The following is a 20,684-nucleotide window of genomic DNA, read 5'->3' on the forward strand; positions in this document are numbered from 1 at the left end:
GTGGGTCTCGATATATGAAACAAGCTGAAACAAAAGCCGAAACAAATCTAAACGCAGAGAAATAGTAACCCGTCTCGGAGGGGTGTCAAGCCTTTCTTTTCGGATTTCTGAAACGGGTCGGGGGTGTTTCAGGCCGTCTGCGAGATCAGGGTCTGGATGCTGTGGGCCGGGGCGTTGAGGGTGGCCTGGTGGCTCGTGTGGCTGAGGCGGACGGGGAAGTCGAAGTCGCCTGCGTTCATGATGACGATGGCGAGGGTGCCGTCGGGGTTTTCGTAGGCGGTCGCGAGGATGTCGGCGTGGCTGACCCGGCAGCCGATGCGGGTCGCGCCGGGTTGGATAAAGCGGGCGAAGTGGCCGAGGTAGGCGTAGGAGCTCTGGTGCATGAGCCTGCCTGAAGGACGGTCGAGGAGGATGGGAGCCGAGCAGAGGTTGTTGACGTGATTGGGCCCGCCTGTTTCGTCGAGGAGGAGGTTCCAGTCGAGCCAGCCGGTGGTCCAGCGGTTGAAGTCGTTGATGAGGGAGCGGCCGTAGCGTTCGCCTGTGGCCCAGGAGCCGATGTGAGGCCCGCCTTCCTGGCAGCCCTCGGTGAAGATGAGGTGCTTGTCGGGGTAGGCGTCGTGGGTTCGCTGGACGTTCTCGAAGAAGTCGCCGCAGTACCAGTGGAAGCCGGCGCCCCAGACGTACTTGCTGGCTTCGGGGTCGTCGTAGACGGTGCTGGCGCGGTCGAAGAGCAGGTCGCGGTTGTGGTCCCAGACGATGATCTTGACGTCGCCGAGGCCTGCGTTTTCGAGGGTGGGTCCAAGGTGATCGCGGACGAAGTCGCGTTCTTCTTCGGCTGAGTAGAGGCAGGATTCCCAGGTCTGGACGGCCTCGGGCTCGTTCTGGACGGTGACGCCCCAGATGTCGATGCCCTCGTCCTGCATGGCCTGGATGTAGCGGACGTAGTAGTTGGCCCAGGTCTGGCGGTGCTCGGGGAGCAGGCGGCCGCCTTGCTTCATGGAGGGCGCATCTTTCATCCAGGCGGGCGGGCTCCAGGGTGAGGCGAGGAGGGAGACCGGGCGGTCGGCGACCTGGAGGGCGTCCTTGATGAAGGGGAGCAGGGCGGGGCGGTCGGCGTCGAGCGAGAAGCTCTTGAGGCTGGCGTCACCGTCTTCGACGTAGGTGTAGCCGCCTCGGGAGAAGTCGCAGGCGTGGATGTGGGTTCGCCAGAAGGTGTAACCGTGTCCGACGGTCGAACTGAAGTAGTCGTTGAGGAGTTGTTCGCGGCCGGCGTCGTCGAGTTGCTGGTAGTTGATCGCAGAGGATTCGGTGAGTGCGCCGCCTATGCCGAGGTGGGTCTGGAAGCGCTGGGTCGGGTCGATGCTGAGGTCGATCAGGGCGTCGGTCGGCTCGGTGGATAGCGAGATGACGCCGGCGGGAGCGAGTCGGTGGTCGCTTTGTTTGGCGGTGAGGTGGACATCGAAAGTCGTGGTTGCGATGCTCGGTGAGGGCGTGGTGGTCATGGCGGGGATGATAGGGGTTCCTGCGGTGGTTTCAGGGATGGGCGGCGGTTTTGTCTGTGAGTGTGGGGGTGGGCCTGTTAGGCTGGGGCTTGTAAACAAGGTGATTCAGGAGCATTCACGATGGCGGAGTCGACGCGAAGGGCCTTTCTCAAGACGGCGGCGGTGACCGGGATGCTGGCTTCGGGGGTGGGGGCTTCCTCGGCGGCGGCTCGGGCTGACGAGGGTGGGAGGCTGGTGGTTCCCCGTCGGCGGCTGGGGAAGATTGGTGCGGAGGTGTCGATGCTGGGGCTGGGGCTGGGTTCTGCGTTTACGTCGCCTTTTGAGCGGGATCGGGAGGCGGGGCAGGCGCTGCTGGTCAAGGCGCTCGATCATGGGATCAACTATTTCGATACGGCGCGTGGGTATGGGCCGTCGGAGGAGATGATCGCACCGGTGGTGCGGGCGCATCGGGAGCGGATCTATCTGGTCAGCAAGAGTGGTGCTCGGGATTACGACGGGTTTATGCGAGAGTTCGACCGGAGTGTGCGTAACCTGGGCGTTGACCGGATTGATCTGTTTCACCTGCACAATCTGAAGCCGGGGCAGGATGATCTGGACCGGATGGAGCGGGGTTGTCTGCGGGCCGTTCGGCAGTTGAAGGAGCAGGGGGTGATTGATGCGTTCGGCGTGACGGGTCACAGCGGGGCGCAGATCCTGACGGATGCGGTGGCGCGTTTTGATCCCGATGCGATTCTGACGATTTTTCCGGTGACGCGCCCGGATGCCGGCAGGTACGAGAGCGAGACGTTGAAGCTGGCGCGGGAGAAGCGGATGGGGGTGATCGCGATGAAGATTTTTAGAAGGGCGCGTGAGGCTGATCTCAAGCCGGCGGACATGATCGGTTATGCGTGGAGTCTGCCGGGCGTGCATTGTGCGATCATCGGTCTGGATCAGCTGGTGCATCTCGAGCAGAACGCTGAGATCGCGGCGAACTTCGAGCCGTTGGACGAGGCGAGGCGAGATGAACTGCACCGCGTGGCCAGTGCACGGCTGGGTGATTACCCGGCACCTTATGAGTTGCCGGGCTATGAGGATGCGCATCGGTCGGTGACGGTTTAGCGGTCAGCAGGGGGTGGGGGCTGTTTGTCGGAGTTCCGGGTTGGTACGGGTGGGGTGTGCTGTCTCAAGAAAGTTTCAGAGCGGGCGTCTATAAACTTAGCTTCAGCGGTGCCTGTATAGACAAACCCTTGAGAGTTAGAGCCAAGAGATGGAAGAAACCGCGACGTATGTAGAGCCGGCCAACAGCTTGTTAGTGGACGGTTTGTTGGTGGTGGTGGTTTATGCCACGCCGGTGGTGATCGTTCTGGTGATTGTCGGGGTGCTGCACGCGATCGCGCGGCGGGGGATCGCGGCGGTCTGCAAGCGGCAGCAGGTGTCCGCGGGGGTGGCGGCGATTTTTCAGAAGCTGGTGTTCTGGGTGGCGGTGCTCGCGGCGATCTTCTTCAGCCTGCAGGCCCTGGGGATTCTGGCGGGTGCCTGGGCGTCGCTGACAGCGATCCTGGCGATGATCGCGATCGGGTTTGTGGCGGTCTGGTCGGTGCTGAGTAATATTCTGTGCTCCTTCATCCTGATGATCGCGCGGCCGTTCATGATCGGCGACACGATCGAGGTGATGGGCGATGGCTGGAAGGGGCGGGTTGTGGATTTTTCGCTGCTGTACACGACGCTGGAGCCGCAGCAGGGCGGGCTGGTGCAGGTCCCGAACAATCTGCTTTTTCAGCGAGCGATCCATCGGCTGCCCGGAGAGGTGCGGGTCGAACTCGATCAGCATCTCGAGAGTCAGTCGGGGCCGGGTGGGGAGGGTGCGTCGTCGAAGGGTTAGTTGGTCGGGTTGGGTCGCCTAGGATCCTCCATGGTTAAGGACGTGTTGATCATCGGTGCGGGCGTGGCGGGAAGTGCGGCTGGGCGTTTGCTGAAGCAAGCGGGGTTGTCGTGCACGGTTTATGACAAGGGGCGCGGGCCGGGTGGCCGGGCATCGACCCGGCAGCGGGATTTGCTGGCTTTTGACCATGGTGTGCAGTACCTCAGCGCGAAGAGCGCGGCGTTCGCGGAGGCCTTGCGGGCCTGGGAGGAGGCGGGGGTGATCGGTCTTTGGGACGCGCGGTTTGCACGGGTAGAGAGCGGGGCGTTGGAGGTGGAGGAGACGGGTGGTCGTTATGTCGGTTTACCGGCGATGAATCGTGTCGTCGGGTATCTGCAGGATGATGTCGATGTGGCCTTCGGGCAGGCGGTGACTTCGCTGGCTCGACATGACGACGGCTGGTGCGCGCGGCTGGAGGATGAGACGGTTTCGGAGGCACATCGCGCGGTGCTGCTGGCGCTGCCGGCTCCACAGGCGGCACAGCTGCTTGGGCCTGTACATTCGGGCTTTGCGGAGGCTGCCGGTCGCTGTGAGATGAAGCCCAACTGGACGCTGATGGTGGCGTTTGAGGAGCAAACGGGTTGGGGCTTCGATGCGGTGCGGTGGGAAGATCATGCATCGGCGGGGTGGCTGGCCTGCAACAGCAGCAAGCCCGGGCGGCCGACGAGTGGGCCGGAGTGCTGGGTGTTTCAGGCGGCGGAGCCCTGGACGCGGGAGTATCTCGAACTCGATCGAGAAGCGGCGGTTGAGCCGTTGATGGGAGTGCTTCGCGAGACGCTGGGTGAACTGGGTTTGTCAGTCCCTGAAACGGTCCATGCTCGGGCGCATCGGTGGCGGTATGCGTTCAGCGGTGATCCGGTCGGGCAGGCCTGTCTTGATGATGCGGCGGCGTCGCTGACGGTGTGCGGGGACTGGCTGCTGGGTGATCGCGTGGAGTCGGCGTATCTGTCGGGTCTGGCGGGGGCCGAGGCGATTCTTGGGCGGCTGGTATGAACGAGCTGACGACGCCTGGGCTTGGCATCCTGATGGGCTGGTCGCTGATCTGGGTGGGTGCGGCGACGATCGCGCTCTGGCGATCGGAGGGTAGCGGGCGGTGGCGAGCCTTCTGGTTCATGAGCGGTTTGTGGGCGGTGGTCAATCTGGCGATTGTGCTTTATGCGCTGTTCAACCCGCCCACGGATGTTCAGGCGTTGCGTCGGATCCTGCTGATCAATGCCGGGTTGGATGTGGGGTATCTCGCGGCGGCGGTCTGGCTGATGACGCGGGCTTCGCCGATGCTGCGTGGGTTTGGGTTGGCGGTGTTCGTGCAGGGTTTGTTCCTGTTGGTGTTTGATCTGGTCTGGTGGTGGTGGCTGGGTGCAAGCGGTAGCCTGCCGGCATGATCCGAGCGGCCATCGTGACAGCCGGGGAGCTCTGGCGGCAAGGGGGCCTTGGCGAGCGAGCGCTTTACCTGAGCGGGGCGTTCATGATCGTCTCGGGTCTGCTACACGTGCCGGTTTATCTTTTTGATGATCTGCCCTGGGAGGGTGCGGTGAGTTGGCGTAAGCCGATTCTCTTCGGGCTGTCGACCGGGGTGACGTTTCTCTCGCTCGGCTGGGTGTTGTCCTGTCTGCTGCATCGCCGGCGGCGTTGGGTTGCGTATGCCGGTGTGGTGGTTGCGCTGGCGGGTTTGGTGGAAGTGGGTCTGATCACGATGCAGGCCTGGCGTGGGGTGCCGTCGCACTTCAATACCGAGACGGCTTTCGATACGGCGGTGCACATCGGTATTGATGTGCTGATCGGTGTGATCACGCTGGGGATCGTTGCGCTGACGATCCGGAGCCTGATGCCCATCCGGGCTGGGGCGAGCGATACCCGCTTTGCGATTCGGGCGGGGATGATCTGGTTGCTGCTGAGTTGTCTGTTTGGATTCTGGATGCTGGTCTATGGCACCCCTCGTGCGATGGAGGGGCTCGACCCCGGCGTCTACGGCGAAGCGGGCTTGATCAAATTCGTGCACGGCATGCCGATCCACGCGCTGCAGTTCCTGCCGGTGTCGGCCTGGGTGATGCTGCGGTGGGGCGTGCCAGAGCGATCGCGGCTGCTGTCGCTGCATGCGATGAACGTGGCGATTCTGATGTTGACCGTCTACGCGAGCATCCAGACGTTTGCGGGGCGTGATCGGTTTGATGTGACGATGGTGAGCTTGGGCTTCCTTGTTGTAGCGGGCGTGTGTCTGCTGATCGTGACGGTGATCGCGGTTGTCGGTCGTTCGGCTACCACCCCCACGTCCCGGGCGAGCCCTTGAAGGGGCCGACGATGGTGGGGGTGACCCAGCCGCCGTAGAAGTTGCCGGGCTGGGGCTCGACGAGGTGGTCGCCGACGTAGCAGGCGTCCATGGGTTCGGCGTAGAAAGAGACGAAGTCCTGGAGCGCGGCGAAGGGTCGCGTCGGGTTGCTATAGCCCCACGCGGCTTGTTTGGCGAAGCGGTCACCGACGACGATATCGAAGTAGTGGGCGCGTCCCTTCCATTCGCAGCCGGACTGGTGGGTGGTTCGCTGGAGCACCTCCGGCTCGATGTCGGCTGGCGGGAGGTAGTACGTTGGCGGGTGGCTGGTTTCGAGAACGCGATAGCCGGCTTGGGTATCTGCGATCACCCGGTCGGCGAAGACGACGCGCAGGCGATCGGGGACGGGTTCGAGTCGGGGTGGGCGTGGGTAGTCCCAGACGGATTCCTGTCCGGGGCCGGGCTGGATGGGTTGGGGTCGCATGGCGGATCGTAGACCCGTGACTGGCGGCGATCAGGGTGACGTGCGTCTGGGTCTGAGATCGGCGACGACGGGCAGGTGGTCACTGGCTTCGATGTCATCGCGTTCGAGGCCGGCTGCCCGTAGGCTGGCGGTGTCGAGACGGGTCGTATCGAGCACAAACTTTGCGGTGGTGGTGAAGTGGGCGTCGGCGGGGCTGATGTAGTCGAGTCGGTTCTGCCGGGTGCCGCGAGCGGGTGTGCCGTGGGTATAGACCTCGTTGGTGCCGAGCACGCGTGGGAACAGGAGTTCCAGCGGTGATCCGTCGGCATCGAGGCCGTCGAGGAGGGTTTCGACGACGTCGGGGTGGCCATTGTGGTTGTAGTCGCCGCCGAGCACGACGGGGTATCGGCCGCCATCGATGGCGCTGAGCCCGCTGAGGACCGAGTTGATGGCGGCGGCTTCTTCTCTGCGGCGGATATCTTCGGGGCTGTTGAGGGTCCCGCAGCACTTGAGGTGGGTGCTGCCAAAGACCACCGGTCCGTCGGGTGTGTCCAGCACGGCTGAGGCGATGCGGACCGGGAAGCTCCAGCGGGTTTCGCTTTCGAAGCGGACTTCCTCGGGTCCGCGATGGAGGACGGGGAATCGGCTGACGATGTAGACGCCGTTGCCGACCGAGCCGACGACCGACCAGTTGTTGTCGGGCAGGTGCGTGTTGAACCAGTCGGCGATGCGGGCTTCGCGCTGGGCGACGGTGAGATCGCTTTCGACGTTGCGGTCGTACCATTCCTGGATCAGGAGCACGTCGGGGTTCATGGCCTGGAACATGCGCACGAAGGGTTCGGCGCCCGGGCCGTCCGGGGCCGCTTTCATCGGGTTGGCCCAGAGGACGTTGTAGGCGAGGACGCGCAGGTCGCCGGGTGTTCTGGGTGGGAGTTGGGCGGGCACTGGTTGATCGAGCCGGGCGAGGGCCGGGAAGGTGACCGTGGTGCGCTGGGGCATGCCGAGGGCGGCGCCGGATTCCCTGGCCAGTCGCTGGACGGTGATCTGGCCCTGCCCGGCCGAGAGCAGGCCCCGGCGGGTGAGCATGTGGGGCAGGTCCGGGCTGCGGGCGATGGATATCTCGAAGGATTCGGCGGCGTGTGTCGGGAGGTAGTTGACCCGGGTGGTTCCGATCTCGACGGTGACCTCGCGGCCGTCGGCGTCGAAACCGATGGCGGCGTTGCCGGTTCGGGGCTGGCCCCGCCACTCGTAGGGCTCGTTGAGGGTGATGACCAGATCGGCGCCGGGCTCACGATGACCGGGGGAGCCGGTGGTGTCATCGGCGTCCATGTCGATAGCGATCTCGACCCGTTCCCCGCCACGGCCGAGGGCGGCGAGCTGGTCGAAATCGAGTCGGAGCTTGAGGTGGGTCGGGTTGGCGAGGGCCCATGTGCCTTCGGGCCAGTCGGCGATCTCGCCATCGAAGGCGATGGGTTGAGCCATCGCCGAGGACCCGCTGAGCGAGCCCATCCAGATACATGCACCGAGCAGCCATGAACGCATCGACAGCGCCTCCTGAGGATCAGGTTATTCCCGGGTAGAACGATACCAGCCCGGAGGCCGCTTAGTTCAGGATGCGTCGGGCGTCATCGAAGTCGATGCCTCTGATCTTCCAGGTCCATTCCTGACGCCCAAGGCTCTCGCCTGTCTGGCGGTTGAAGTTCTGCAGGCTGTCTTCGCGGAGCCAGGTGTCCACAAGGATGCTGCCCGAGGCGATGCCGGTCCGCATCGGTTGCTCGACGGTTTCCTGGACGCTGTGGGTGGCGGAGCCGTCGGCGAGGGCGACGTTGGCCCCGCCTGAGTGCCGAACGGCGACAAGGTCAGCGCGGCCGTTGTAGAGCTTGCGGACATCGGTCTCACCGTCGTTGCTTCCCGCGGCGCCGTGGCCGGGCACGCTGTAATCGAAGGGGTGATCGACCGAGTCGATCAGGTCTTCGGCCATGCCGTCGAAGTAGACGACGGTGTTGGAGGGGTTCTCGATCAGATCGTGGCGGACCCAGCGGAGCACGCCCCGTCTGCCGAAGATCAGTTCGCCGTTGAGGTCGCCGGGCCGCCCGAAGTAGCTGTTCATCTTGATGGTGCGGTTGTACTCGAGGTTCTGGAAGTCGAAGCTCTCCCAGACCGGGTCCTGCTTGTAGTTGCGGTCTTCGCGGGCGTCACCACGCTCGTCGTCGGTGATCTCGCCCTTGTCGGCGAGTCCGAGGTAGGGGTCGAGGATGTTGTACCAGCAGGAGTTCGAGTCGCCGAACTCTTCGAGCATGCTCTCGGACCCGGCGGGCTGCGGGTAGAAGAGGTTGTAGTCGACGTGGTAGGTCGCTGTGGCCTGGAGCAGTGACCGCTGGTTGGCCAGGCAGATCATCTGTCTGGCTGTGCTCCGGACCGAGCCCAGCACCGGGAGCAGGATGCCGATCAGGAGCGCGATGATCGAGATGACAACGAGCAGCTCGATGAGGGTGAAGCCTTCACGGGCCTGGTAGCGGTTGGTCATGGGTGGTCTCCGTTTGGTGCAGGGTGTGGAAGCCTGCTGCGTGGATCGATGTCGTGGCCGCAAGGCGGCGGCCGTTGTGTCCGCCAATGCTTGGCGCCCCTCCCCTTGTCGATCTCTTCCCCAAAGCACTCGGACGCCGTTTCCGGCATCCGAGTGTGTGCGTTTAGGTCATTCAGGCCGAGCGACGACGGAGCATCACGCTGCCACCGAGGCCGAGCAGGGCCAGTGAGGCTGGCTCGGGGATGGCGGCTCCGCTGAAGCCGAAGTTGGTGGCCAGGGTCGACAGGTCGATGAGGTCGATCACGCCGTCACCATTGGCATCACCCTCGGCGTAGCCGCCGGTGCCGTTGAAGTTGGTGGCGAGCACCGAGAGGTCGATGAGGTCGACCGCGCTGTCGAGGTTGAAGTCGCCTAGCACGGTGTTGAACTGCTCGTCGAGCAGGGCGATGACATCGTTGATGTCGAGGACGCCATCGGCTTCCAGATCGAGGTGGGCGAAGATGGCGGCGTTGAACGCCTCGGTCTCGCCGTCGAAGAGGAAGGCTTCGGCGATGTCGTCGCTGTCGACCACGCCGTCGAAGTTCAGGTCACCTGCGACGACGGTCGTGCCGTACATGAAGGCGAAGAAGCCTGGGTTCTCGGTGAAGGGCGAGTTGGCCTGACCGACGAAGGCCGAGAAGTCCCACTCGATGTCGAAGGCGCCATCACCATCAGCGACGATCTCGAAGGCGAGGTCGAAGCCGTCATAGAAGGGGTTGTCGGTGACGCCCGGGATGGGTGCGAGTTCGGGATCGGCCAGGTCGATGAACGCGATGCCCGAGTTGTTGAGGGTGGTGAGCAGCGTCGCGCGATCGGGGCCGCCTGCGGGCAACTCGGTTGCGAAGGCGAAGATGACCGTATCGGTGCCAATGAGGCCGCTGACTTCGACCTGCCCGGTGGCGACGGCGTCCCACTCGCCAAAGGCCAGTGAGTAGTCGCCACGGACGCCGACGACCACCTCGGGGAGGTTGGCGGTGTCGATGGCCGAGCCGTCGAACGTGCCGATCGGGAAGGGCTGGCCGGTCTTGGGATTGCCGTTCTCATCGACAATGAAGGCGGGGTTGGTGATGGAGGGATCAATGTCGAGGTTGCGCTCGATCGCGATCGGGTCCTGGCCCGGGAACTGCAGGAAGGTGTCGAAGGCCTCGGGTGCAACCGTGAAGTCGGCCGAGTCGTAGCCGAGGATCTGAGCACGTTGGGTCTCGGTCAGAGCGGCCTGCGCATCGGCCGTGTTGAAGGCCTCGTTGAGGTTCGGACCGACGTTGTCGTTGCGGTAGGCCCAGCCGTCCTCGTAGAGGAACTGCTCAGACGCCGTGAGGCTCGGGTCAATGGACGGGTCGCGGCCGATCGTACCGAAGCCGTCAGCGAGGACGCCGTTGATGGTGAGGGCTACGACGTCGTTGCCGTCGATGAAGACGCCGCCTTCGGCGACGATGTTGTCGTTGGGCAGGGGATCGAAGTTGAGCCCGCCGTCGTCGGTCGTCGCGAAAACGAACTGGAACTCGGTATCGCTCTGGGTGACGTAGAGCTTGGTGCCAGCGGGAATGAAGTCCTCTCCGCCATCGTTCTGTAGGATCGAGGGATCGACCTCGAACGGATCGGTGTCAGTGCCCAGCCCCGAGGTACCGTTGAAGAGCACGTTGATGCCGTAGTTGGCGAACTCGCTGACGGGGATGTCATCGACGGCGGTGATCTCGATCACGCGGCCGTTGTTGCCAGAGGCGATCACGTCGGCGACACCCGAGATGACGGCCTTCACGGCCAGCGTCTGCTGTGAGAGGTTCGCGACCCGGGTGACGGCCTGGTCGTTGCCGGCTTCGGTGCCGGTGTCGATGACCAGCGACACCTGCAGGACGGGGTCGGGTGCGACGAAGGTCGGCTGGTCGACCGGGCCGAGCACGTCCGGGCCGTTGACGTAGCCGGGGTCGCCGGGCTGCAGGTCACGGTCAGGGTCGCTGAGCAGGTCGGTATAGGGACCGGTCAGCGGGGTGGCGAAGCTGTCCTGGATGGCGTCGCCGTTGCCGTTGATGGAGGGGTAGCGGACCGGGTTGCCCTCGGTGTCGGTGGGGATGGTGGGATCGAAGATCTGCTGGACCAGACCGTTGGTGTCGAGCACCTCGACGCCGGCCGAATCGACGATGATTGCTTCGTTCTGGACGTAGCGGACGCCGACAGTGCCGCCGGTGCTGGTTCGGTCGAGGCTGTCACGGTCAACGCCGGTGAAGTCGAGGCCGCCGAAGTCGGTGACGGTGAAGTTGTTGGTCGCGAGGAAGGTCGATTCGCCGGAGGACTCGTCGTTCTGGTAGGCGAGGGACCAGGCGGTCTGGTTGCCGGTGGCGGCGCTGGTGCGGAGGACCAGGGCGTCCGAGCCGTTGGCGATGGCCTGCTGCGAGAAGACCGAGCCTGGGTGCGGCGCCTGCTCGCCGTCGTCCTGATCGCCATCTTCTGTGAAGCGGCCGAGCAGACCGACGTTGGGCTGAGACACGCCCTCGAAGTAGGAATCGAAGAAGGTGTCGAAGATCGAGACGGCCTGCGTGCCGCCGAGGAAGTCACGGGTCCGATCGCTGCGGCTGCTGTTAAAGGACTGGGTGCCGATCATCACCATGTACTCGCCGGGATCGAGGATGAAGTCGGTGCCCGGGGAGAAGAGGGTGTTGGTTCGCTGGGTGATGCCGTCGTCCTCGAGCAGGGGGTTGCCCGTGGTGGGATCGGTGGCGGGGATAGAGGTGGTGAGGAAGTTGGGATCGAAGAAGTAGCCGGTGATGGCTTCGGTAGCGCCGCCAGCGGTGCCGAGGAGGCGCCAGCCGGTGATATCGACGGGAGTGCTGCCGTAGTTGAAGAGCTCGATGAACTCGACGCCAGCATCTCCTGCGAAAGAGGCGTCAGGTCGGATGATCCCGCCGGACGGGTTGTTGTAGAACTCGGTGATAGCGATGGTGGTCGCAGCGGCCGAACCGGCGAAGGCCGATCCTGCGAGTGTGGCGGCCAGCAGGCTGCCGGTCGATACGTGCGTACGATAGGCGCGGCTCATTCTTGGATCCTCCAGAGCTGTTCCCCAAACGAAGAAAGTGCTCCCCGACACCGGGTTGCACGGCGTGTCTATGACGTCGCCTCGTGAACCCTACCCGTCACGTCAAGCTCTGAAAGTCGCCCGCTGGTGTTTAGTCGATTTCTAATCCTGATTGCGCTTGCTGTCGCATGTGGCCTTCGTATCTCATCGATCGCTCATCTTTGTTGGTACTTATCCACAAACGGAAATATGGTTGCTTTATACTTCAATGTTGTAATTTGTAGACACCTTTCATACTCATCGAAAACACATCGATCAGCAGCGTCACCTGTGCTGCGATGGAGGGATGAGCCTGCTAGGATTGGGGCTTCTATCGCTATCAATCAGCAGGAGGTTTGAGATGCTGCGTGCGTCGATCCTTGGGTTTGTTTGTCTGGCACTGACGCCTGTCTGTCTTTTGGCTCAATCGAATGATGTGTTCGATACGATCGTTTTTGGGTCGTGTGCTCGGGAGCGGGAGCCACAGCCGATCTGGTCGGAGATCATCGCTCAGCAGCCGGATGTGTTTCTCTTTATTGGTGACAACCAGTACGCCGACCTCTGGATGAAGGACGGGCGGATGGTCATGGAGCCGATTCCGAATATCGAGCGGCTCCGCGAGGCCTACGCCATGCTCGCTGCCCAGCCGGGCTACCGACGGATGCAGCGCACCGCGCCGATCATGGCGACGTGGGACGACCACGACTATGGCGAGAACGACGCGGGCCGGGAGTTTTACCTGCGGCGTGAGTCGCAGAAGGAGTTCATCGACTTTTATAACTTCCGCAGGAACCATCCCATTCATCAGCAGGAAGGTATCTATCACAGCCGCATCTTCGGCGAGCCGCGCCGGCGGGTGCAGATCATCATGCTCGACACGCGCTATCACCGTGATGCGATCGACCGGAAGCCCGAGCGCGTTCCGGGTCTCGGGCCCTATACGCCGACCGCGGATACCGGCAAGACGATCCTCGGCGAGACCCAGTGGGCCTGGCTCGAAGAGCAGCTTCAGCAGCCGGCGGATCTGAGGATCATCGCATCGAGTATTCAGGTTGTTTCTTACGAGCACGGCTTTGAGACGTGGGGCAATTTCCCGCACGAGCGTCAGCGGCTGTATGACCTGATCGACGAGACCGATGCCAGCGGCGTGCTTATTGTCTCGGGCGATCGACACCTGATGGAGATCTCCCGAGATACCGAGACCACGCCCTATCCCATCTGGGACTTCACCTCATCCGGTATGACTCAGCGACCCTCGGTGGTCAACGACCCGAATCGCTTCCGTGTTGGCCCGGTCACGCGGGAGACCAACTTCGGGGTGATCAGGATCGACTGGCATGATGATCCCGAGCAGACGCAGGTTCACCTGGTCGCTCTTGGTGATCAGAGCCAGGTCCTTACCCGGCAAACGCTGTTCCTGTCTGATCTGCAGGAATGAAGTCTTCTTGTTTGCTGACCGGTGGTTGCTCAGATCTGGTGGATCTGTTCGAGGCATTGGCACCAGTCTGCCATGATCGTCTCGTAGGCTCGGGCCCAATCGGGGATGGGGGCGAGGGTGGTCCCGGTTCGGATGAAGGGTTTGGCGAGTGCGGTCAGGCTGGTCGTGGGATCGGCCTGTGCCCGGCTTGTCCAGAGGGCCTGAAGTGCCCCGCCCAGTGCGGCGGATTCGGGTTCTTCGAGGGTGGTGACGGGGACGCTGAAGATGTCGGCGGTAATCTGTTGCCAGAGCGGGTTCTTAGATCCCCCGCCGACGAGTCGGATGGACCCGATGCTGACGCCTAGCGAGGCCATGCGGCGAGCGCCCCATGCGAGGTTGAGCGTGGTGCCTTCGATAGCGCTGCGGAACAGGACGCCCGGGTCCAGCCAGCCGTGGCGGAGGCCGAGCAGCGAGCCAGTTGCGCGGGGCAGGTCGGGGACGCGCTCGCCGACCAGGTAGGGCAGCCAGACCAGGCCGTTCGCGCCCGGCGAGACTTTGCTGGCCCGGCGGGTGAGTTCCTCGTGGTCGAGTCCGAAAGCCTGTCGGACTTCCTCGGTCACGCCGGTCACGTTCATGGTGCAGAGCAGTGGGAGGTAGTGGCCAGTCGATGAGCAGAAGGGGGCGATGAGCCCTTCGGTGTCGATCACTGGTTCTTTCGTGCAGGCGAAGACGGTGCCGGATGTGCCGAGGCTCAGCACGACCGGTCCCGGTTCGACAGCGCCCGACCCGATAGCGGACATCATGTTGTCGCCGCCGCCCGCCGCGACAAGGGTATTTTCTGACAGACCCGACCAGGAGGCTCCTTCGGCCGAGACGGTGCCCACCGGCGCGGGGGCTTCGATGAGCTCGGGTAGCTTACCGGCGAGATCGGGGCTGATGAGATCGACCTCGGTCTGGTTGAAGGTGCGGGCTGCGGGATCGAAGAAGCCGGAGCCTGAGGCGTCGCCGACCTCCATCGTGAGGCGGCCGGTGAGCAGGTGGTTGATGTAGTCGTGCGGGAGCATGACGTGCGCGGTCTTTGCCCAGTGCTCCGGCTCGTGCTCGATGACCCAGAGGATCTTGGAGGCGGTGAAACCTGTTGGGACCGGTCGGCCGAAGCGCCGGCCGAGTTCCTCGGCTTCGCTCGCTGTTGAGGTATCACACCAGAGCTTTGCTGGCCTGACGACGGACCCCTGCTGATCGAGGAGGACCAGGCCGTGCTGCTGGCCGGAGACGCCGACGCCCTGAATCTGATGAAGGGCGATGCCTTGCTCTGCGAGCTGGCTGAGGGCCCTCACCACGGCGTCGGCCCAGGTCTGAGGGTGCTGTTCAGCGGCCCCTTCCGGCAATCCTTCGATCAGGTCGTAAGGCACGGAAGCGCGTGCAACGATCACATGAGTCTGGGCATCCAGAACCAGGGCCTTGGTTGACTGGGTGCCGACATCCAGACCTAACCAGAGAGAGGAACTCATGGCGGTGCTCCGTGAGATGGTTGGTCTTAGAGGTACTCGTTGATGATATTTTCGAGCAGTTCCTGACGGCCAGCCGGGGCCGTCGCCACGTTGGTCCTGAGCGCGTGCTTCTCGAGGTCCGCCAGTGTCGCTTGACCCGACTCGATCGACTTGCCGATCGGTGAATCCCAGCCTGTGTAGCGTTCGGCGACGAGTTGATCGATGCGGCCGTCCTCGATGATCTTCGCGGCGATCTTGAGGCCACGGGCGAAGGCGTCCATCCCGCCGATGTGGGCATAGACCAGATCGATCGGTTCGGTGGACTGCCTGCGGAGCTTGGCGTCGAAGTTGAGCCCGCCCGTGGTCAGCCCGCCGGCGCGGAGCACGGTGAGCATCGCGAAGGTGGTGTCGTAGAGGTTGGTCGGGAACTGGTCGGTGTCCCAGCCGATGAGCATGTCGCCTCGATTGGCATCGATCGAGCCGAGGAGGCTGTTGGCCGCTGCGTAAGCCAGTTCGTGGTGGAAAGAATGCCCGGCCAGCGTGGCGTGGTTGGCCTCGATGTTGAGTTTGAAGTCTTTCTCCAGGCCGTACTTGAGCAGGAAGGCGTGGCAGGACTGGGCGTCGTAGTCGTACTGGTGGGTTGTCGGTTCCTTGGGTTTGGGCTCGATGTAGAACTGGCCCTCGAAGCCGATCTCTTTCTTGAAATCGAGTGCCATCTGCAGGAGGCTGGCCATGTGATCGAGCTCGCGCCCGAGATCGGTGTTGAGCAGGGTGTCGTAACCCTCGCGGCCGCCCCAGAAGACGTACCCGTGCCCGCCGAGCCGCTGGGTGCACTCGATGGCTTTCTTGATCTGAGCGCCGGCGTGCGCGAACACATCGGCCGAGGGGCTGGTTCCGGCGCCAGCCATGAAGCGGGGATGGATGAACAGGCAGGCGGTGCCCCAGAGTAGCTCGATCCCGGTCTGCTTCTGCAGGGTCTCGGCCTGATCGACGAGTTTGTCGAGGGCTTTGTTGGACTCAGCGAGATCGTCCAGTTCGGGAGCGATGTCCCGGTCGTGGAAGCACCAGAAGGGGATGGTGAGCTTGGCGGTGAACTCGAACATCGCGTCCATGGTCTGATGAGCGGCGGACATCGGATCGGAAGCCTCCAGCCAGGGCATGGACCGGCAGCCAACGCCGAATGGATCGGCACCCGAGCCCTTCATACAGTGCCAGTAGGACGCGGCAAACCGCAGATGATCTTTCATGGGTTTGCCAGCGACAAGCTCCTCGGCGTTGTAGTGCTTGAAGGCCAACGGGTTGTCGGAGGCGGGGCCCTCGAAAGAAACCTGTGAGACGTTGGGGAAGTAATCAGGCATGGCTCGTCAGACTCGTAAGAAGGAAGCAGAAAGACCCCGGGCTCGCTGTCCGAAGATGCAGTGATCGTATCAAAGACGTGTGGATCTGGACGGCCGATTGAAGCGAGGTGACCAGGATCGCAACCGTAATTATGTAAGGGAATCTCCGGGTTTTTTGGGATCGCAATCTGTTGATAATGCAGAGGGGCGGCGTGCATGTCTCTGCGTTTCTCGTTTCTCAGCTGCCGTCAGCCCGCCTCGACATCTCACCTAGGAGTTGGGTCATGCGTCGTCACCTCTCGCTTGCTCTCGCCTTTCCGATGATCTGTCTGTTGGCGCTATCTGCTCCGGCCGCGCCGCTGGATGACATCGCCGAGGAGACCGTATCCGGCCGGCAGACCTCCCCGCCCAACTACGGCTGGAATTACGGCTACGACATCGCGTTCGAGGATTCGTCGCTGAAGATCAGCATGGATATCAAGCTCGAGTTTGATGACGGCATCTCGGCCGCTAAGCAGAACGCGCTCAAGGATGCCTGGGAAGCCGGCATCGAGAACACCTGGAATGACAAGTTCGACATCATCAAGGATGGCACCTGGCGTTTCCCGATCAAGGTTGAGGTGAACTGGGTCGATCCGCACCACACGGTTCGGGTTCGGACGGGACCGGCTCGCAGCACCTCCAACACCTGGGATACCGAAGACAACGGCAACGTCGCCGCGCATGAATTCGGGCACCTGCTCGGTCTATTTGATGAGTACACCGGCGGCGCGCTCGACCCCAGCAGCACCATCGACGGCACCTCCATCATGGGCGTCTCGCCGACGGCCACCGGTGCCCCGCCAAAATCCCGGCACTACGAGGGCTTCCGGTCCTGGCTGGCTGGCAAGAGCCCGACGCAGACCTTCACCATCGAGCCCCACGTCGCCGGGAGTGTCGAGGTGATCGGCGCGCTCAGTAACTTCGATGTCCGCAACAACTCCGGCATGAACGCCAATGATTTCGAGCTCGAGCTCGGCAGCGTCGAACCCGAGGACATCAAGGGCACCTTCCCGGGCTTTGGCGACACCGATCCGGAGATCACCGACACCGGTGACGGCGTGAAGATCCGCTGGGCCGGGAACGACATCGGTCCCGATTCGCTGGAGCACTTCGGCGTGCGGTTCAAGGACGGGACGCAGGCCGAATCGGCCAAGGCGACCTGGACCAAGGACGGCAGCGTGATCGCCCTTAATGCCGGTACCGGGATCGATCAGTACTACACGGCCGCCGCAGGGCTTCCCGATGGCTTGGCCTCGACCATCCGCAACACATCCGATCAGCCGCTGCTGGTTGCCTTCCGGCACTCGGAGATTCTGGATACCCCGCTGTTGCTGCCGGATTTGAACGCCGGGCTGGCGTTGCCCTGGCTGGGTGGCGGGCTGTTCACCGACCCCATCCTGCTGGAGCCCGGTCAGTTCATCGTCGATATTTTTGATCTCACCGTACCGGGTTCAACCGATCCAGGATCGGGCGTCGGCCGTTCGGTCGTTACGCAGATCGAGGTGATCGACCCGCTGAGCCAGGACCTTCTGACATTCTTTACCAACCAGGGGACGGCTTCGGTGTTGCCGCCCGACTTCGATCTGGTGCTTGGCGACTTCGACCTCAATGGGCTTTACGAGCCGATCGATATCGAACTGATTCCGCTGGCGCTCTCCAACCCGCAGCTCTACCTCCAGCAGAACAACCTCCTTCCCGAGGACCTGCTGCTGCTAGGCGACTTCAATGGCGATGGCGTGTTCGACGAACTCGATGTGACGCCTCTGCCGCCTTTCCCGCCTCTCGATGACACCCTGGGTTTCCCGCAGGTCTGGGGCGATCTCGACGCCAACGACCTGCTGGACCTAAACGACCTGGCAAACCTCGCACTCGCCATCGAGCAGGGTCTCATCGGCGGGCCGTGGGACTACGATCTCGATGGTGTTACCACCGCAGGCGACACGCAGTTCTGGGTCGAGCAGATCCTGGGTTCTGCCCTTGGTGATGCCAATCTGGATTTCAACGTCGATCTCATCGATCTATCGATCCTCGCCACCCACTTCGCGCAAGCCGGCTTCTACGGTCAGGGCGATTTCAACGGCGATGGCGTCATCGATCTGATCGACCTCTCCATCCTCGCCACCAACTTCGGTTTCGCAGGCGGAACCATCCTGCCCGAGCCCGGCGTAGCGATACTTTTATCGATGGGGCTGTTCGCGATTGGACGTGGTAGCCGTTCATCCCTCTCTCGCTGATGAACGGCTTCTGCCGATAGTTGATAGGAAATCGCCGTGCGACACCTTCTGCTGACCTTCACCGCGATGCTGGCGCTGGCTGGCTGCGAACGGGCTGAGCCTCCACCTGCAGAGGGGCCGGCAAGGATCAGACCCGTACCGATGATCCAACACTTCACCTTCGACTCTGGCGGCTCCTCGCACGCCGAGGGCTTCGCCGCCTGGCACATCGTGTTGGAACGCCCGGGAAGACTTGCGCTGGAGCACACACGCAACAATCAGACGGTCAGCCACGGCTCGCACCACCTCACCGAGCAGCGGGCTCAGACGCTCTGGGTGGTGGTCGAGAGGCTTCCCTACCAGCAGCTTGCCGAACAGGCTGAAGCCTCACTTCCGCGTGAGCCGGACGAACCCGAATACACGTTCACCTGGATGATCGACAGCCAGGTGCGATCGGCCCGTCTGCCATCGACCGAGGCTCAGCAAGTGCCGGGCGTGGACGAGCTGCTCACGCTGTTCGAACCAGTCATCACTGAACTAACCGGGATCGAGGCCAGCCTTCGCTGAACTGTATTTTGCGTGGCCACCCTGAGTGGAGAAGATGAGCGAGTGACTACTTCAGGCGACGGTTGGCGGCAAGTACGCCGGCTAGAGCCAGCGTGACCAGCCACACCGGTTCGGGCACCGATGCATCGACACCGAACTGGGTCGCCAGGACCGAAAGGTCAATCAGGTCGATCACGCCGTCGCCGTTGAAGCTGCCCTGATACCAATCGCCCGCTCCGTTGAAGTGGGTCGCCAGGATGGACAAGTCGATCAGATCGACCGCCCCATCGAGGTTCGCATCGCCAGCTAGGCCATGCGGGATGTATGTCTCGCTGAAGACCACATCATCGAGGTAGATCGTCGTGTTTCGATCACCGTGGAGGAAGATCCCGTCCACGGTCGTCAGCGGGCCGGTGATGCTCCCGTCCCCATCCGCCCAGGCGTCCCACTGCTCGCGATCATCGAGTCGCCACTGATACAGCCGCCACGCGCCGTCAGCCAGCACGGGCTTCAGCGTCGAGAGATCGGCGCTGTCGGGATCATCCAGACCGATCTGAACCGAGACCCCCTCTGTCTCGGTCTTGAGCCATAAGCCGATCCAGCCCTCCGCCGGCAGGGGGGTGTTGTTCGATGGGAAGGCCCCACCCGACGTATGCCTGAGCATCCAGGCGGGCGCTCGCCCCTGCTTCGTGATGCCGATCCGCTGCGATGCCTGCCCGGTGTGAGCTTCATCGAACACACGTTCGGCGGTAGCACTCTGGATCCCGAAGTTGCTGCCCGAGTACAAGGGCGAATAGTCGAACGGAGCCTCTGTTAACTCGAAATCGGCCAGCGTGATCCCGCCATCGCCTGGGTCTGTGCTCAACCGATCGACCGGCAGATCATCCAGCCACTCGCCCATGTACCGGAGGTGCTCAAGATGGGCATCGCCGTCGGCACCTTGTGCCCCCCAGACCGAGAAGTTGCCCGCCTCGGCTTTCCGGTAGAAGGACAGGGACCCAAGCCCCGTCTCCGAGGTCGGCGTGGGAACCGCTCCGACATACGCCATGAGGTCGTCCGCCGTCTCGGCCGTATTGGAGTAGGTAAACGTCTGGACCTGCGAGTGCGACACGATCATGGTCTTGTCGCCATTCGCCGCGGCCTGGGCGAACGCCCTGAAGTCGACCATCTGCGAATCGCGTGGCGTCTGATCCGATGAACTCGTGAAGGATGCGTACAGCGAGTCGGCCAGCAGCAGCCCGTCGATCCGCTGAAAGTAAGCCGGTTGCTTCAGGATCTCCCGCACGGCTCCGTACCCCGCACTGAACGACGACACCGACACCGCATCCCACGCCAGCTCCGTTGAGAACCCCGGCCGGGATGCCAGCGTCGTCCGCGCACTCTCCAGCAGATCGCCAAACAGTGCCGGATCGCTGAACGGTCCCGAGTACGCCGAAGAGAACCCGCTATAGGAAACGTTGACGATCACCGCATTCAACCCCGAGTGACCCGCGTTGCGGTTCACGGTGTCCGAAGCCCCATGAAAATGCACCAGCAGGTCCACCTCATCCCCGAGCACGTCCAGATCATCCGGAATGAAGAGCTGGTGGTTGGGCGAGGTGCCCAGCGTCAGCGTCGTCCCGGACACAGGCGGCAAGACCTGCCCCGACGCCGGCAGCACCCACAGCATCCAGCCAGCACAAAGAGCCCTCAATGTTCTGGAGCAAACATCACGCATGATCCCCAAAGCATGAACCATCCCCCGAGAACCGCAAGCCGAAAGTGAGCAGCTAAGGCCATTCATGCTTGATTGGTTCCGCCTGCGGGATAGGCCGGGGGGTAGGCGGCTGGGGGAGTGGAAGGGGCAGGTCTCAGAGACAAGTGCTGGCCGGAGCTACCAAAGCCGGCCAACGC

At 63.2% G+C, this 20,684-nt stretch carries 16 protein-coding genes; 8 read left to right on the top strand and 8 right to left on the bottom strand.

Translation table 11 applies throughout. The annotated features are described in order from the left end of the window. Window positions 1-128 precede the first annotated feature (128 nt). Complete coding sequence (locus tag ACQZAB_RS07280) at window positions 129-1,502, bottom strand: glycoside hydrolase family 30 protein (RefSeq protein WP_428388437.1); 1,374 nt, start codon at window positions 1,500-1,502, stop codon at window positions 129-131. A gap of 120 nt (window positions 1,503-1,622) precedes the next feature. Here ACQZAB_RS07280 and ACQZAB_RS07285 point away from each other — a divergent pair, with 120 nt between their 5' ends. The 5 genes from ACQZAB_RS07285 to ACQZAB_RS07305 all read left to right on the top strand — a co-directional run bounded on the left by ACQZAB_RS07285 (window position 1,623) and on the right by ACQZAB_RS07305 (window position 5,689). Further along, the gene (locus tag ACQZAB_RS07285) at window positions 1,623-2,600 is read left to right on the top strand and encodes an aldo/keto reductase (RefSeq protein ID WP_428388439.1); all 978 of its coding nucleotides are present in this window, start codon (window positions 1,623-1,625) and stop codon (window positions 2,598-2,600) included. 148 nt (window positions 2,601-2,748) lie between these two features. Next, window positions 2,749-3,363, top strand: a complete 615-nt coding sequence (locus ACQZAB_RS07290; protein ID WP_428388440.1) for a mechanosensitive ion channel domain-containing protein — start codon at window positions 2,749-2,751, stop codon at window positions 3,361-3,363. 30 nt (window positions 3,364-3,393) lie between these two features. Further along, entirely contained in the window at window positions 3,394-4,395 is a 1,002-nt protein-coding gene (locus ACQZAB_RS07295; protein WP_428388442.1) for an NAD(P)/FAD-dependent oxidoreductase, read from the top strand. After that, window positions 4,392-4,784: a DUF6992 family protein gene (locus tag ACQZAB_RS07300; protein ID WP_428388444.1), complete on the top strand. Its 393-nt coding sequence runs from the start codon at window positions 4,392-4,394 to the stop codon at window positions 4,782-4,784. The genes ACQZAB_RS07295 and ACQZAB_RS07300 overlap by 4 nt, the downstream gene beginning before the upstream one ends. Further along, on the top strand, window positions 4,781-5,689 hold the full coding sequence (locus ACQZAB_RS07305; protein ID WP_428388446.1) for a hypothetical protein: 909 nt from the start codon (window positions 4,781-4,783) through the stop codon (window positions 5,687-5,689). The genes ACQZAB_RS07300 and ACQZAB_RS07305 overlap by 4 nt, the downstream gene beginning before the upstream one ends. Here ACQZAB_RS07305 and ACQZAB_RS07310 read toward each other — a convergent pair. The 4 genes from ACQZAB_RS07310 to ACQZAB_RS07325 form a co-directional block, all read right to left on the bottom strand. Continuing rightward, complete coding sequence (locus ACQZAB_RS07310; protein ID WP_428388449.1) at window positions 5,658-6,152, bottom strand: DUF427 domain-containing protein; 495 nt, start codon at window positions 6,150-6,152, stop codon at window positions 5,658-5,660. The genes ACQZAB_RS07305 and ACQZAB_RS07310 overlap by 32 nt on opposite strands. Window positions 6,153-6,182: 30 nt before the next feature. Next, window positions 6,183-7,673, bottom strand: a complete 1,491-nt coding sequence (locus ACQZAB_RS07315) for an endonuclease/exonuclease/phosphatase family protein (protein WP_428388451.1) — start codon at window positions 7,671-7,673, stop codon at window positions 6,183-6,185. Between the two features lie 61 nt (window positions 7,674-7,734). Further along, window positions 7,735-8,658: a type II secretion system protein gene (locus ACQZAB_RS07320; protein WP_428388453.1), complete on the bottom strand. Its 924-nt coding sequence runs from the start codon at window positions 8,656-8,658 to the stop codon at window positions 7,735-7,737. A gap of 172 nt (window positions 8,659-8,830) precedes the next feature. Further along, window positions 8,831-11,728: a PEP-CTERM sorting domain-containing protein gene (locus ACQZAB_RS07325; protein ID WP_428388455.1), complete on the bottom strand. Its 2,898-nt coding sequence runs from the start codon at window positions 11,726-11,728 to the stop codon at window positions 8,831-8,833. A gap of 379 nt (window positions 11,729-12,107) precedes the next feature. Here ACQZAB_RS07325 and ACQZAB_RS07330 point away from each other — a divergent pair, with 379 nt between their 5' ends. Beyond that, window positions 12,108-13,184 carry an alkaline phosphatase D family protein gene (locus ACQZAB_RS07330; protein WP_428388456.1) on the top strand — a complete coding sequence of 359 codons (1,077 nt, stop codon included), beginning with the start codon at window positions 12,108-12,110 and terminating at the stop codon, window positions 13,182-13,184. 29 nt (window positions 13,185-13,213) lie between these two features. Here ACQZAB_RS07330 and xylB read toward each other — a convergent pair whose 3' ends face one another. Together xylB and xylA are read right to left on the bottom strand one after the other, a co-directional pair. Then, window positions 13,214-14,674 (bottom strand): xylulokinase, encoded by a 1,461-nt coding sequence (gene xylB / locus ACQZAB_RS07335; protein WP_428388458.1) that lies wholly within the window; start codon window positions 14,672-14,674, stop codon window positions 13,214-13,216. Window positions 14,675-14,700: 26 nt separating this feature from the next. After that, entirely contained in the window at window positions 14,701-16,011 is a 1,311-nt protein-coding gene (gene xylA / locus ACQZAB_RS07340; RefSeq protein ID WP_428388460.1) for a xylose isomerase, read from the bottom strand. 263 nt (window positions 16,012-16,274) lie between these two features. Here xylA and ACQZAB_RS07345 point away from each other — a divergent pair, with 263 nt between their 5' ends. Both ACQZAB_RS07345 and ACQZAB_RS07350 read left to right on the top strand, forming a co-directional pair. Further along, entirely contained in the window at window positions 16,275-18,266 is a 1,992-nt protein-coding gene (locus ACQZAB_RS07345) for a hypothetical protein (RefSeq protein WP_428388462.1), read from the top strand. Between the two features lie 36 nt (window positions 18,267-18,302). Then, on the top strand, window positions 18,303-18,812 hold the full coding sequence (locus tag ACQZAB_RS07350; RefSeq protein ID WP_428388464.1) for a hypothetical protein: 510 nt from the start codon (window positions 18,303-18,305) through the stop codon (window positions 18,810-18,812). A gap of 46 nt (window positions 18,813-18,858) precedes the next feature. On the opposite strand, the gene ACQZAB_RS07355 is transcribed toward ACQZAB_RS07350, so the two are convergent. Beyond that, window positions 18,859-20,460, bottom strand: a complete 1,602-nt coding sequence (locus ACQZAB_RS07355) for a hypothetical protein (protein ID WP_428388466.1) — start codon at window positions 20,458-20,460, stop codon at window positions 18,859-18,861. Window positions 20,461-20,684 lie beyond the last annotated feature (224 nt).

It is taken from the genome of Mucisphaera sp. (assembly GCF_965279675.1).
Taxonomy (GTDB): domain Bacteria; phylum Planctomycetota; class Phycisphaerae; order Phycisphaerales; family Phycisphaeraceae; genus Mucisphaera.